We start from the raw sequence: 13,775 nt of genomic DNA on the forward strand, positions 1-13,775 counted from the left end.
TGACACGCTCTCCGGCGGCGATGGCAATGACTTCCTGAAAGGCGGCGAGGGCGATGACGACCTCTACGGCAATGACGGCAAGGATGTCTTCATCATCGACCTGACCTGGGACGGCGCCAGCTTTGCCTCCACCGACGGCACCGACACCATCCACGACTTCGACATTGACCAGGACCACGATGTGCTGCTGTTCCGTGTCACCAATGTGGGCGGCGGCCTGGGCACCTCGGCACAGGATGCCTTCGGCGCCTTGGACGGCGGCGGCGCCACCGTCACCGACAATGGCACCGACACCAGCATCAGCGCCGGCGGCGCCACGGTGAACATCCTCGGCCTGACCGGCCGCGAGGCGCCGTTCACCTCGCTGGGGCAGGACGCGATCCCGATCGGCGGCGTGGGCATCAATGCGGTGACCACCGGTGATGCCGGCTCTTACGAGGCGATCCGGGTGCTGGCCTCCGACACCGGCTTTGACGACAGCTACGACAACATTTGGGGTCACGCGGTCATCTGAGCCACCGGAACGGCGGGCCTGGGGATTTCCCCGGGCCCGTCCAGCCCTGGTTCAGGACAGCGATTTGGTCCCCGGCCAAGGATTGCATCCTTGGACCAGGGCGCTGTTCTCCAGATTTTATAACTTCAATTTCGTGCAGCCGGGGGGCTACGACAATGAAGGTAAGACGGGTATTTGATGGTCAGCGGGGCGTGCTTGCCGCCATTTTCACGGCAAGCATTTTTGTAAACCTCCTTGTCCTGACAGCGCCGCTCTACATGCTGCAACTGTTTGCCCGGGTCATGGCCTCGGGCAGCATTCCCACATTGATTGCTCTGACCACCGGCGCGTGCATCGCGCTGGTGTTCTTTTTTCTGTTTGACATGATCCGCCAGCGCCTGGTGGCGCGGCTCGGATCCCGGCTTGAGGCGCGGCTCAGCCCGGTGGTGCTGGACGGTATGATCAGCGGCCGCCTGCCGCCCGCGCTGCGCACGGCCGAACCCGTCCGCGACATCCAGGACCTGCGCGGCTTTGTCACCAGCCCGGTGTTCCTGGCACTGCTGGACGCGCCCTGGTCGGTGGTGTTCCTGCTGCTGATCTTCCTGTTCAGCCCGATCCTGGGGATGGTGGCGCTGGCGGGCATCGCGCTCTTGTTCACGCTGGGGCTGCTCAGCGAGATGATGGCCCGAAAACCGCTGGAGGAGGCCACCAGGCAAGCCTCCGAAACCAATACCGCAGTGGCCGAGATGATGACCAACGCCGGGCTGATCCACGCCATGGGCAAGACCGGCCCGCTGATCGCGCGCTGGCAGCTCAAGGCGTTTTCCGCCCTGGTGTTCAACACATTGGCCACCGACCGGGTGGCGCTGATGACCTCGCTGGCCAAGGCGGTGCGCATGGGGCTGCAGATCGCGGTGCTGGGGGTCGGCGTGGTGCTGGTGATCAGCAACCAGCTGACGCCGGGGCTGATGATTGCCTCCTCGATCCTGCTGGGCCGTGCCGCCGCACCGGTGGAACAGTCGATTGCCGGCTGGCGCGGCTTTCTGAACGCGCGCGGCGCCCATGGGCGGCTGAACATGTTCCTGGCCCATCTCGGCGCCGCGCCGGAGCGGCTGACCCTGCCCGAGCCCGAAGGCCGGCTGTCGGTGGAAAACGCCACCGTGGTGCTGCCGGGGCGGCCGGAGCCGCTGCTGCTGGATGTCAATCTGCAGCTGAAGCCGGGCCAGTCGCTGGGCCTCATCGGCCCCTCGGGCGCGGGCAAGACCACATTGGCCCATGCGCTGGCGGGCCTGCAGCCCCTGGTGCGCGGCCATATCCGCATCGACGATGCCGCGCTCAGCGACTGGGACCCGGCGCAGATCGGCCAGCATATCGGCTTCCTGCCGCAGCGGGTCGAGCTGTTCCAGGGCACGGTGGCGGAAAACATCGCCCTGATGGACCCGGACGCCAAGCCCTCGGATGTGGTGGCGGCGGCCAAGCTGGCGCAGGTGCATGAGATGATCCTGGCGCTGCCCGGCGGCTATAACGCCGAAGCGGGCCCGCGCGGCGAGTTCCTGTCGGCAGGCCAGCGCCAGCGCATCGGCCTGGCGCGCGCCTTCTTCGGCAACCGCAAACTGATCATCCTGGATGAGCCCAATGCCAATCTCGACCCCGAGGGCGAAGAGGCGCTGGCCCGGGCCATCGAGGCCGCCTGCGCCCGCGGCGCCGCGGTGGTGGCGGTGACCCACCGGATCAGCCTGTTGCGCCGCGTGAGCCATGCGGCGCTGCTGCAGGACGGCCGCATCGCCCGCTTCGGCGAAGCCCGCCAGGTGATCGAGGCGGCGGCGCAGCCGCTGGCCCGGGCCCAGGCCGCCCAGGCCCAGGACGACCCCAAGATCGCCCCCTTCCGCCACCGCAGCACCGCAGAGGGCACGGCCGGGGACACCGCAGGAAATACGGGGGACGGCCCGGGAAAGACCCCGGAGGGCCCCGCCCTCCGGACCCAGGATAAAGGAGCACGCGCATGAGCCTGGTGGACCCTGAGACCCGCAGCCCGGCCCCTGGCGCCAGCGCCGGCAGCGGCTTCCGCGACCTGATGCCCGCCGGCGACAGCCAGCAGGTGGTGCTGCCGCAGCGCCCGCCGACCCGGGTGCGCCAGCTGGTGCTGTGGATGGTTGTCTGCGGCTTCGGCCTGTTCGGCGGGCTGGTGTTCTGGTCGACCCGGGCGGAACTCACCAGCGCGGTGGTGGCGCCGGGCGCCTTCAACGTGGCCGGCGACCGGCTGGCGGTGCAGCATCTGGAGGGCGGCATCCTGCGCGAGCTGAACGCCGCCGAGGGCGCGCGGGTTGCCAAGGGCGATGTGATTGCCCGGCTCGACGGCCGCCGCATCCAGGCGCAGACGGCGATCCTGAACGGCCAGCTGGCCAGCCTGCTGGCGCAGCAGGCGCGGCTGCAGGCGGAACGCCGGGACACGCCCGGCCTGCAGCCGGGGGCCGAGCTGGCCGCGCTCACCGCCCGCACGCCAGAGCTCAGCCAGCTGGTGGCGGTGCAGCAGGATCTGCTGACCTCGAACCGGGCGCTGTACCAGGGCCAGATGGATATCACCGCCGGCCGCATTGCCCAGCTGCAGGACCAGCTGAAAGGGCGCGATGCCCGCATCAAAGCCACCGAGGAGCAGCTGGCGCTGGTGCAGGCGGAGCTGGCTGATCTCACCGGATTGTTCGAAAAGGGCCTGGTGCCCAAGACCCGCATCAGCCAGCGGCAGATGCAGCAGAGCGGCCTTCTGGGCACGCTGGGGGCGCTGGAAAGCGACCGCGGCAATGTGCTGGAGCGGATCGGCGAGATGGAGGAGCGCCGCCTGCAGGCCGGGCGCGACCGGGCGGCGCGGATCGCTGCCGAAAGCCAGCAGGTGCAGGAGCAGATCCTGGACCTGCGCCAGCGGCTGGACGCCACCAGGGACGTGGCTGAGCGCCAGACCATCCGGGCGCCGCGCGATGGCCGGGTGGTGGGGCTGATGATCAACACCCTGGGCCAGGTGGTGGAACCCGGCCAGACCCTGCTGGAGCTGATGCCCGAGGATGCGGGCCTGCTGCTGGAAACCCGGGTCGCGGTGGAGGATATCGACGAGGTCTCGCCAGGCAGCCAGGCCCGGGTGCAATTGACCGCCTACAGCTTCCGCTCCACCCCGCCGGTCCAGGGCGAGGTGGTGATGGTGGCGGCCGGCAGCAGCACCGACCGGACCACCGGCCAGTCCTATTACCCGGTGCATATCCGCATCAATGAGGCAGAGCTCGCCGCCCTGCCCAATGTCAAGGCCCTGCCCGGCATGCCGGCCCAGGCGATGATCGAGACCGGCCGCCAGAGCCTGGCCGACTATCTGATCAGCCCGGTGCTCTCCAGCATGTCCCAGGCCCTGAAGGAAGGCAGCGGCTAGGGGGAGCCGCGCTCAGCAAGGCTGCGGCCCTGGGGGGAGGGCCGCGCCTGTCCCGGCCCGCGTCAGCCGCCAGGCTGAGGCGGGCCTGCTGTTTTGCCCCGCCCGCCCCCTCCGGCCGGGCAGAACCCCTGACCCTTGGACCGCCGGGCATAGCCCTCAGCACCCTCCGCCTATCCTTTGGTGCAGCAGCGCAGGCCCGCAGCCCATGTTAGAAAGAGGTCAGCAACGGAACTCTTTCCAAGGACACATGACATGGCCCTGATCAGCACTCTCACCGGCGCCGCAACCGCCCTGACCGCCATCGCCGCCAGCAGCTTCGTCTTCACCCTGGCGCCGCTGCTGGCCCTGGTCCTGCTCTACCCGCTGGCCGCCGCCGGCGTCAGCCGCGCCATCGAATATTTCTTCGACCGCCAGGAACAGATGATCCGCCGCCCGGACCTGCCTTACTACAGCGCCAAGCCTTATTTCGGCTGATCCCCGCCCCCCGCAGGGTCTCCGCCCCGGCCGGCAGTGCAGCCCCTCCCCCGTGCTGCGCTGCCCGCCCGATGCAGCCCCCGGCAGCGGCCCTCACCTCCCCCCTCCTGAACGGGGGCCCGCGCCGGGGAATGCCCTCCCGCACAGACAGTCCCCGCAGATCCCGCACCGGCGCAAAATAGGTCCGGTCCGGACCAAATGTTTCGCGCGCGAAACATTTGGTCAACAATGCTGACCTTCTGAGGATACCTCCGGCGGAAGTATTTTGAACCGGAAAAAAGCGGCAGAGCCTCCCCCGCCCTGCCGCTTCTTTCTGGTCTTAAATACTCAAATCCCCCGGCCTGCCGGGGCGCCGCCGCGGGCTATTCTGCGGCGCGTTTCCTGACCCAGCCCAGGAACGCCGCATCCGGAGCACGCAGCCGCGGGCTGCCGGAGCGCAGCCACATGGCGCGCCACTCCGCCTCCAGCGCATAGGCGTCCGAGCCCGGGATCAGCGCCCGCGCCTGCTCCAGCGTCTGCGGCTTCAGGCTGGGCGCGTTCAGCACCGCCTCGGCAACGGCGGATTTCTGGCTGAAGCGGATCAGGTCGCCCTCCAGCTCCTCCAGCGCGTAGTCCGGCAGCGGCTGCGCGGCGATCATGTCGCGCAGCATCTTGCGGAACACCCGGCGGGGCGAGGCAGAGCCCGATTTCTTCAAGAGGGTTTCCACCGAGACCTGCCAGCTGTTCTGCCGCCCGCAATGCTTGCGCGCCAGCTCGTAGATCCGCCGCTCCAGCGGTTTCCTGAGCCGGAAGTAATCGCGGCTGAGCGTCAGCACCGATTTCGACAGCACCGCCCGGTACAGCCAGTCGCTGAGCGTCACCGCCACATTGACCATCTTGCCGCCGCGGGCCTTGCGCACGATTTCCCATTTCTCGATCAATCCGAAACCGGTGGTGACCTCCTGTTCAAACCCCGGGCCGCCGGTCACGATATTGGTGGTGATGCGGGTGCCCGCCAGCCGCTCAAACGCCTCGCGCAGGCGCCGGTAGGCATCGCCGGAGGTCTCGCGGTTGGTGGCGATCAGCAGATCATGCGCCTTCAGATGCAGGGTGCGGCTGACCTGGCGGCCGGCATTCAGCGCCGCCATCAGCTGGCTGATGCAAAAGATCAGGATGTCCTTGTCATGGATCGTCGCCAGCCCCTTGACGCTGGGGGTCACGGTGATCTCGGCACCATTGTGCTGGTAGTTCAGAATGCGCCGGTCCGGCCGTGTCGCCAGCGAGAACAGCGGATGCTCCATCGACGCCAGATCGTTCTTGGGGATCGCCCCGAAGATATCGCAGAGGAAGAAATCCCCCTGCCCCTCTGGCGGAATCGCTCCCGCCGCCAGCTCTGCCGCCATCTGCCTGTCCGCCGTCTGCTCAGCCGCGGCCTGGGATCTTCTGCCCCGGTCCCGCGACTTGTTTTATCGTGGTTTTGATTACACTCACCCTAGGGTTATCCACACCCTGCCGCAACGGGGGTTCGGAATCGTCTGATCGGGGGTTCGGAGTCATTTCAACGGGGTTTCAGAGTCACCTGGATGCCGAAATCCTGCCTGATCGCCAATGAAAAAAGGGCTTTGAACACCGGCTGCTTTCCCCCTAACTAATAAATAACTCATAATTAACTAGGCAGATTTTTTTCACCGCCCTCAGCAGCCCCCCTGCCCGCCTGCCGCAACCCTTGAATTTGCTTAGAAAAATCAGAAGGGATGCGCATTCCTCTTCCATGTGCCGTGTTTTGTGGTATTCTGGCAAAAAGGCAGCACATTGGTACTGCAGAGCAGACAGAACAGCATTTCACACGGGCAGGGCCGCAATGGCCCAAGGACAGCAGGCAGATCCTCATGGCGCGAGATATCCACAAGGCGGGCAGCAGCCTCCCCCCCTATTTCAGCATTGATCCGGAGGCGGCTTTGGCAGAGCTGGACACCCCCGCCAGCACCGCCGGTTTTGCCGAGATTGCCGCCGCCTGCGCGCAAGGCCGCGCCGACCTTGCCAGCCGCGGCATGAACGAGGAAGGCCGCAAGGAGCTGCGCCTGTTCTCCACCTGGGAGATCACCCGCTATCTGATCCCCGTCGCCCAGGCCCATTTCCGCCGGGTGCTGAAAGCCAACCCCGATCTGCCCCAGGGCCGCTCCGAGACCGAGGGCGGCGCCAAGTGGTTCACCCTGGATGAGGTGCTGCGGCTGCGCGCCTTCTTCGGCGCGCAAGGCTCCAAGGCCAAGGAATACATCCCCTACCGCCCCGAAGGGCTGCCTGCGAAAATGGTCGCGGTGGCGAACTTCAAGGGCGGGGTGGGCAAGACCTCCACCGCGGCGCATCTGGCGATGTCGGCGGCGCTCGACGGCTACAGGGTGCTGGTGATCGATCTGGACAGCCAGGGCTCGATGACCTCGATCTTCGGCGGAAGGGTGGAGGATGAATGGCAGACCGCCTTCCCGCTGCTGGCGCGCCACTACGGCGAGCATCTGCGGCTGGAGAACCAGCGCCGCCTCGACCGCGGCGACGCCCCGCAGCCGCTGGACGAGGCGCTGGATGCAGCGATGGAGATGACCGCCAGGGACGTGATCCAAAACACCCACTGGCCCAACATCGACCTCATCGGCGCCCAGCTGAACCTCTACTGGGCGGAGTTCCAGATCCCGGTCTGGCGGATGGCGGCGCGCAGCTGGAAGCTGTGGGATGCGCTGACCGAGCGGCTGGAGGCGGACGGGGTGCTGGACCAGTATGACGTGATCTTCATCGACACGCCGCCGGCGCTTGGCTACCTGACCATCAACGGGTTGTCGGCGGCCGATATCCTGCTGGTGCCGATGGGCGCGTCATTTCTGGAGTTCAACTCGACGGGCCGTTTCTTCGACATGCTGCATTCCACCTTTGCCAGCATCGAGGAGGGCGAGAACCTGGCCGCGCGTGCCCTGGGCCGGCCCGGGCTGGCGTTTGAATGGGATGCGGTGCGCACGGTGATCACCCGCTATGACAGCGCCCAGCAGGGTGAGCTGGCCGCCCTGATGCAGGCCTATATGGGCCGGGTGCTCAGCCCCCACAAACAGGATTACACGGCGCTGATCGGCCAGGCCGGCGAGCAGGTGAGCGGCATCTACGAGGCCGACTACCGCGACTTCAACCGCGAGACCTATGCGCGCGGCCGCGAGACCTTTGACGAGACCTATGCCGCCTTCAAGAAGCTCTTGATCGGCGTCTGGCACCGCGAGGTGTTGCAGGACGCGGCGGAACAGCGCGCGGCGGGCTAAGGCCCTAACAAGGAATTTCCGGCAGTATGCCTGCGCGGAGACAGACAGACAGGTCAGGACAGGATATGGCAAAACGCAAACGGCTTTCCCCGGCGCAGACGGATTACCTGACGGCCGCACCCGCCGGCAAACCCCCCCTTGGCAGCGCCTCTTCGGTGGGGGCGGCGCCGATTGCCCAGGTGGCCTCCGATGCCTCCGCCCAGGCGGCGCTGCAGGAGCTGTCCGGGGTTCTGGAAACCGCCCGCGCCAAGGGGCTGATGATCGAAGAGCTGCCGCTGGCGCAGGTCGACGAAAACCACCTGGTGCGCGACCGGATCGAGCAGGACGAGGAAGAGCTGCAATCGCTCATGGACTCGATCCGCGCCCGCGGCCAGCAGACCCCGGCAGAGGTGGTGCCGCTGGAGGATACATTTGGCGGCCGCACCCATGGGCTGATTTCCGGCTGGCGCCGCCTGACCGCCTTGCGCAGGCTCTACGCCGAGACTTCAGACCCGCAATTCGCCACGATCAAGGCGCTGGTGATCCACCCGGACAGCGCCGAGGGTGCTTATGTGGCGATGGTCGAGGAAAACGAGATCCGGGTGAACCTGTCCCATTACGAGCGTGCCCGGATCGCGGTGCGCGCTTATAAGGAGGGCGTCTTCACCCGCCGCAAATACGCGCTGCAGGCGCTGTTCGGCAATGCCACCCGCGCCAAGCGCTCCAAGATCGGCAGCTTTGTCACCCTGGTGGAGGCGCTGGATGCGGTGCTGTTCTACCCCACTGCCATCAGCGAGAAGCTGGGCCTGGCGCTGGTGCGGGAGATCGAGGCGGATGAGGGCTTTGCGGAGCGCGCGAAACAGATGCTGCAAGCCGCAGACCGCTCCAGCCCGGAGGCAGAACTGGCGGTACTGACCCGCCTGACAGAGGCGCAGCCTGAAAAAAAACCTAAGTTAGAGTCTGATTTTCCCCCGCCCCCGCCGTCCCTCGCAAAGCTGGCAGCCGAAAGCGGCACTCTCCCCCCTGCCCCGCCGTTGCCTGCGCCGCCCAAGCTGCCCCCGGTTCCGCCGCTGGTCAGCGCCCCGCGGGTGCGCGGCGCCGGCGACTGGGACGCCGCCATGCCGGGCGAGCGGATCAACCTGCCCGCGCCCAAAGGCGTGCGGCTGGCCTATACCCCCAGTGAGAAGAAGATCGAAATCAGCGGCGAGGCGGTCAGCGCCGCGCTGGTGAAGGAGCTGGAGGCCTGGCTGAAAAAGCTCTGATCAGAGCCTGGAGAACGAAAAAGGGCGCGGTTTCCGCGCCCTTCTTTTTGCCTTGTTAGAGCCTGATATTAGGTCAGTACGGTTGACCAAATGTTTCGCGCGCGAAACATTTGGTCCGAACCGGACCTATTTGGCGGCACCGTTCATCTGGCCCCGGCCCACCGCCACATAGGTCTCAAACCCGGCCCGTTTGGCGGCCTTGGGCGAGTAGATATTGCGCAGGTCCGCCATCCGCGGCACCTCCATCTTGCGGGCCAGCTTCTTCAGGTCCAGGGCGCGGAATTCATTCCATTCCGTGAGCAGCACCACCAGGTCGGCGTTCTGCGCCGCCTTATAGGGGTCCTCCTCCCATTTTACCCCGGGCAGCAGCGCCTCGCCTTCGGCGCGGCCCTGCGGGTCCACCACCCGCACCCGGGCGCCGCCGCCGACCAGGGCGGGCACGATGGTGAGCGAAGGCGCATCGCGCATGTCATCGGTGTTGGGTTTGAAGGTGACGCCCAGCACCGCGACGGTCTTGCCGTTGAACGACCCGCCGCAGGCATCGCGCAGCTTTTCGACCATCCGCGCCTTCACCTCGTCATTGACCCGCATCACCGTCTCGGTGATCCGCATCGGAAAGGCATGGTCCTGGCCGATCCGCGCCAGCGCTGCGGTGTCCTTGGGAAAACACGAGCCGCCATAGCCGGGCCCTGCGTGCAGGAACTTGTTGCCGATGCGCCCGTCAAAGCCGATGCCGCGGGACACTTCCTTGACGTCGGCGCCGACCCGCTCGCACAGGCCCGCCACCTCGTTGATGAAGGTGATCTTGGCGGCCAGGAACGCATTGGCGGCGTATTTGATCATCTCGGCCAATTCCAGATCGGTGGTCAGGATCGGGAAGTCGCGCAGGTAAAGGGGGCGGTAGATCTCTGCCATCACCTCTGCGGCGCGCTCGTTCTGGACGCCGACCACCACCCGGTCGGGCTTCATGAAATCCTCGATCGCGGCGCCTTCGCGCAGGAACTCCGGGTTGGAGGCGACATCGAACCGGGCGTCGGGATTGGCCTTGGCAATCACCTGTTTCACCTGCCGGTTGGTGCCCACCGGCACGGTGGATTTGGTCACCACCACCGCATATCCGGTCAGCGCCCCGGCGATTTCTTCCGCCGCGGCCATCACATAGGTCAGATCCGCATGGCCGTCGCCGCGCCGGGTCGGGGTGCCGACGGCGATGAACACCGCATCCGCCCCTTCCACCGCCTGCGCCAGGTCAGAGGTGAAGCTGAGCCGCCCGGCGGCCACGTTCTTCTCCATCAGCTGATCAAGGCCCGGCTCATAGATCGGCACTTCGCCGCCCTGCAACCGGGCAATCTTGCCCGCGTCCTTGTCGACGCAAATCACGTCATGGCCGAAATCCGAAAAACAAACGCCTGACACCAGTCCGACATAGCCGGTGCCAATCATCGCAATGCGCATGAGAATGCCCTTTCCCCAATCCCCTTCCGGCTGCTTTGGGGCAGCCGTTGTAATGAGTTAGAAGAATATACGCGCCCGGACAGGGCGGAAACCGGTTTTTTTAAGAGCCGGCTGAGAAGGCGGAAGATAGGTCCGGTCCGGACCAAATGTTTCGCGCGCGAAACATTTGGTCCGAAGCGGACCTATTTGGGGAGGCGGGTTTGGACAAAGAAAACGCGGCAGAGCCTGCCTGCCCTGCCGCGTCTTTGTGGTTTCAAACACCCAAAGCCCTGGGCCGGCCCCGGGCTCAGATGCTGTAATATTCCCGGTACCAGGCGGCAAAGCGGGCGACGCCCTCAGCGACGCTCACCCCGGGCTGATAGCCGGTCAGCGCGCTCAGCAGGCGGGTATCGGCCCAGGTGGCGGGCACGTCGCCGGCCTGCATCTCCATCATGGTCTTCTGCGCCTTGATCCCCAGGGCGTCCTCAAGCGCGGCGATATAGTCCATCAGCGGGGTCGGCTTGCTGGCGCCGATATTGACCACCCGGAACGGCGCCACCGGGCTGAGACTGTCCTGTTCGCAGACCGGTTCCGCGCCCGGCACCGCCTCGATCAGCCCGGTGATGCCGGAAACCAGATCATCGATATAGGTGAAGTCGCGGCTCATTTGCCCGTGGTTGTAGACGTCGATCGGCTCCCCCGCCAGCATCGCCCTGGTGAATTTGAACAGCGCCATGTCGGGCCGGCCCCAGGGGCCGTAGACGGTGAAGAAGCGGAACATGGTGGTGGGCAGCCCGTAAAGATGGGCATAGGAATGCGCCATCGCCTCATTGGCCTTTTTGGTGGCCGCGTAAAAGGACATCTGATGGTCGGCCTGCTGGCGCTCCTCAAACGGCATCTCGGTGTTGGCGCCATAGGCCGAGGAGGTCGAGGCCATCAAAAGATGCGCGGGCGGATGGGCGCGGGCGGCTTCCAGCAGCTCGAAGACGCCGATCAGATTGGCCTCCAGATAGTCGCGCGGGGCGTCGATCGAATGGCGCACCCCGGCCTGGGCGGCCAGGTGGATCACCGCATCCGGCTGGTGGTCCTCAAACAGGCCCATCAGGCGGCCCGGATCCTCCAGCCTGCCAATGACGGGGGTGAAGCCCGGGGTCTGCGCCAGCATCCCGTGGCGGCGCTCCTTCAGGGCGACGTCGTAATAGGGCGACAGGCAGTCCAGCCCGATGACCCGCCAACCTGCCGCCAGCAGCCGGGCTGCCAGGTGATATCCGATAAAGCCGGCCGAGCCGGTGATAAGAGCTGTCTGCATCCCCTTTAGGTGGCGGCTTCCTGCCGGTCTGTCAAACGCTTTGCGGCCGGGCGGCGGCGGTAAAGGATTTGACAGGGCCGGGGATTTATGAGCTTTCGGGGCCGCACATGCGGCATCAAATTCCCTCAGACAGGCAAGGAGCCCCCGGGTGAATAAAGCACAGGCAATCGGCACAGCTGCGGCAGAACCGGCAGAGACCGGAGCCGGGCAGGGGTCTGAACGGGCGGCTGAACGGGGGGCAGGCCGGCTGGTGGCGGTGGTGGTCACCCACAACCGGCTGGACAAGCTGAAAGCGACGGTGGCGCGCCTGCTGCAGAGCCCGGCCCATGAGCTGGCGGCGCTGGTGGTGGCCGACAATGCCTCCAGCGACGGCACCGCGGCCTGGCTGGCGGCCCAGGACGACCCCCGGCTGGATGTCTGCCTGAGCGAAACCAACCGCGGCGGGGCCGGCGGGTTCGAGATGGGCATGCGCCGGGCGATGGAGCATCACGCCCCGGACTGGCTGGCGGTGATGGATGACGACGGGCGGCCCGCAGCGGGCGGGCTGGCGGCGTTTCACGCCCTGCCGTGCCATCGCGCCGAAGGGCAGGCGGGGGCGCGCGGCTGGGATGCGGTGGCGGCGGCGGTCTATTTCCCGGACGGCCGCATCTGCGAGATGAACCGCCCCTCGCGCAACCCGTTCTGGCACGCCCGCGAATTCCTGCGCACCCTGCTGGGCGGCGGCAGATCGGGCTTTCACGTGCAGCCCTCCGATTACAACGGCGCGGGGATGCAGATTGATGTCACCTCCTTTGTCGGCTTCTTCATTTCGGCGCAGGCGGTGCAGCGCATCGGCTATCCGGACCCGGAGCTGTTCATCTATGGCGATGACGGGCTGTATACGCTGGGGCTGACCAAAGCGGGCGGGCGGATCGGTTTTGAACCCTCGGTGCGGTTCGAACACGACCTGTCGACCTTCCAGGGCAAGGCGGGCCAGGGCAACGCGGGCCAGGGCAAGGCGGCGGGCACGCAAAAGGCGGATGCGGCGCAGCGCGGCCGCTTCGTGCCCCTGTGGAAGGCCTATTATTACCACCGCAACCTGCTGCTGCTCTACCGGATGGCGGCGGGCTGGCTGTTCTGGCCGGTGCTCTGCGTGGTGCTGCCGAAATGGCTGATGAAGGCGCGCCAGCACGGCGGCAGCCGCCGGCTGTTCCTGCGGCTGATGGCCTATGCGGTGCGCGACGGGCTGCTGCGGCGCACCAAGGTGAGCCATGCGCGGGTGCTGGAGCTGAGCGGCGAAGGCTGATCCGGCAGGCGGGCCAGGCAGGCGGGCAAGGCAGGGGCAGGGCGGCTCAGCGGTTCAGGATATCGCGGTGGAAGCGGCCCATCAGCACCAGCCCCAGCGCCAGCAGGGACAGGCTGACGCCCAGCACAAAGGCGCTGCTGGCATAAGAGGCGCTGTAGGTGGGGTAGAAGCCGGTGCGCATCAGCCCGGTGATGTGGAGCAGCGGGTTGTACCACAGGATATCCTGGGCCAGCGGCGGCAGGTCCTCGTAGATGTAGAGAACGCCGGAGGCCAGGAACAGCGGCCGGGTGATGATCGACCAGGCCACGTCCCATAGGGGATACAGCCCCATCAGCACGCAGTTCAGAGTGCCGACCCCGAGGCTCAGCCCCATCGCCAGCCCCATCGCCAGCACCGCCGCCGGCAGGTCCAGCACCGCCCGGCTGTCGGCGGCCAGCAGCACCCCGCCGACCAGCAGCAGGGTGATCAGGATGCCGGTCAGGCTGTTCAGCAGGAACCGGGCCAGCACCGCGTCCATCCAGGTGACGGCGGGGAATTTCAGCAGCGGCTTGGAATAGCTGATGGCCCGGGCGGTGGCGCCGGAAATGCTTTGATAGAGACTGAACACCAGGTAGCCGGTGGCATAAAACAGCAGGAAGCTGGTGCCCAGCGGCGGGGTGCGGATCACCAGCGAAAACCCGGCCGCCAGGAAGAGAACGGCGGCCAGCGGCTCCAGCACCGCCCAGAGATAACCGCCCGGCGTGCGCCCGTAACGGGTCGACATCTCGCGCAGAATCAGGGCGCCGATGGTGCGCGCCGCAGCAAAGCGGCGGCGGCGGGTCCGGGGCATCTGGGCGGCGGGAAGGGCGG

10 protein-coding genes and 1 pseudogene are annotated in these 13,775 nt (G+C 66.8%); 7 read left to right on the top strand and 4 right to left on the bottom strand.

Features of this window, described 5'->3' with window-relative positions; genetic code table 11:
* From ACXAEK_RS22605 to ACXAEK_RS22620, 4 genes and pseudogenes are all read left to right on the top strand, one after another.
* A pseudogene (locus tag ACXAEK_RS22605) lies at positions 1-514 on the top strand (calcium-binding protein); the annotation flags it as partial.
* Positions 515-669: 155 nt separating this feature from the next.
* The gene (locus ACXAEK_RS22610; protein WP_475045565.1) at positions 670-2,499 is read left to right on the top strand and encodes a type I secretion system permease/ATPase; all 1,830 of its coding nucleotides are present in this window, start codon (positions 670-672) and stop codon (positions 2,497-2,499) included.
* Positions 2,496-3,905 carry an HlyD family type I secretion periplasmic adaptor subunit gene (locus tag ACXAEK_RS22615; protein WP_475045566.1) on the top strand — a complete coding sequence of 470 codons (1,410 nt, stop codon included), beginning with the start codon at positions 2,496-2,498 and terminating at the stop codon, positions 3,903-3,905. Before ACXAEK_RS22610 ends, ACXAEK_RS22615 begins: the two co-directional genes overlap by 4 nt.
* A gap of 252 nt (positions 3,906-4,157) precedes the next feature.
* Positions 4,158-4,379: a hypothetical protein gene (locus tag ACXAEK_RS22620; RefSeq protein WP_475045567.1), complete on the top strand. Its 222-nt coding sequence runs from the start codon at positions 4,158-4,160 to the stop codon at positions 4,377-4,379.
* Between the two features lie 362 nt (positions 4,380-4,741).
* Here ACXAEK_RS22620 and ACXAEK_RS22625 read toward each other — a convergent pair whose 3' ends face one another.
* A complete protein-coding gene (locus tag ACXAEK_RS22625; RefSeq protein WP_475045569.1) occupies positions 4,742-5,761 on the bottom strand; it encodes a replication initiator protein A in 1,020 nt (339 codons plus the stop codon).
* A 486-nt stretch (positions 5,762-6,247) separates the two neighbouring features.
* Between ACXAEK_RS22625 and ACXAEK_RS22630 the strand changes: the two genes are divergently transcribed.
* On the top strand, positions 6,248-7,657 hold the full coding sequence (locus ACXAEK_RS22630) for an AAA family ATPase (RefSeq protein WP_475045570.1): 1,410 nt from the start codon (positions 6,248-6,250) through the stop codon (positions 7,655-7,657).
* 65 nt (positions 7,658-7,722) lie between these two features.
* A complete protein-coding gene (locus tag ACXAEK_RS22635) occupies positions 7,723-8,898 on the top strand; it encodes a ParB/RepB/Spo0J family partition protein (protein WP_475045571.1) in 1,176 nt (391 codons plus the stop codon).
* 126 nt (positions 8,899-9,024) lie between these two features.
* Here the strand turns inward: ACXAEK_RS22635 and ACXAEK_RS22640 are convergent, their stop codons facing one another.
* Positions 9,025-10,353: a UDP-glucose dehydrogenase family protein gene (locus ACXAEK_RS22640; RefSeq protein WP_475045573.1), complete on the bottom strand. Its 1,329-nt coding sequence runs from the start codon at positions 10,351-10,353 to the stop codon at positions 9,025-9,027.
* Between the two features lie 286 nt (positions 10,354-10,639).
* Positions 10,640-11,641, bottom strand: a complete 1,002-nt coding sequence (locus ACXAEK_RS22645; RefSeq protein ID WP_475045575.1) for an NAD-dependent epimerase/dehydratase family protein — start codon at positions 11,639-11,641, stop codon at positions 10,640-10,642.
* Between the two features lie 148 nt (positions 11,642-11,789).
* On the opposite strand from ACXAEK_RS22645, the gene ACXAEK_RS22650 reads away from it, so the two are divergent.
* A complete protein-coding gene (locus ACXAEK_RS22650; RefSeq protein WP_475045576.1) occupies positions 11,790-12,926 on the top strand; it encodes a glycosyltransferase in 1,137 nt (378 codons plus the stop codon).
* Positions 12,927-12,972: 46 nt separating this feature from the next.
* On the opposite strand, the gene ACXAEK_RS22655 is transcribed toward ACXAEK_RS22650, so the two are convergent.
* Entirely contained in the window at positions 12,973-13,755 is a 783-nt protein-coding gene (locus ACXAEK_RS22655) for an ABC transporter permease (RefSeq protein ID WP_475045577.1), read from the bottom strand.
* Between the last annotated feature and the right edge of the window lie 20 nt (positions 13,756-13,775).

Source organism: Leisingera sp. ABM4_101 (assembly GCF_056158725.1).

Coding starts and splice junctions, on each gene's coding strand:
- ACXAEK_RS22610 (WP_475045565.1), top strand. CDS start 670: ATGAAGGTAAGACGGGTATTTGATGGTCAGCGGGGCGTGCTTGCCGCC.
- ACXAEK_RS22615 (WP_475045566.1), top strand. CDS start 2,496: ATGAGCCTGGTGGACCCTGAGACCCGCAGCCCGGCCCCTGGCGCCAGC.
- ACXAEK_RS22620 (WP_475045567.1), top strand. CDS start 4,158: ATGGCCCTGATCAGCACTCTCACCGGCGCCGCAACCGCCCTGACCGCC.
- ACXAEK_RS22625 (WP_475045569.1), bottom strand. CDS start 5,761: ATGGCGGCAGAGCTGGCGGCGGGAGCGATTCCGCCAGAGGGGCAGGGG.
- ACXAEK_RS22630 (WP_475045570.1), top strand. CDS start 6,248: ATGGCGCGAGATATCCACAAGGCGGGCAGCAGCCTCCCCCCCTATTTC.
- ACXAEK_RS22635 (WP_475045571.1), top strand. CDS start 7,723: ATGGCAAAACGCAAACGGCTTTCCCCGGCGCAGACGGATTACCTGACG.
- ACXAEK_RS22640 (WP_475045573.1), bottom strand. CDS start 10,353: ATGCGCATTGCGATGATTGGCACCGGCTATGTCGGACTGGTGTCAGGC.
- ACXAEK_RS22645 (WP_475045575.1), bottom strand. CDS start 11,641: ATGCAGACAGCTCTTATCACCGGCTCGGCCGGCTTTATCGGATATCAC.
- ACXAEK_RS22655 (WP_475045577.1), bottom strand. CDS start 13,755: ATGCCCCGGACCCGCCGCCGCCGCTTTGCTGCGGCGCGCACCATCGGC.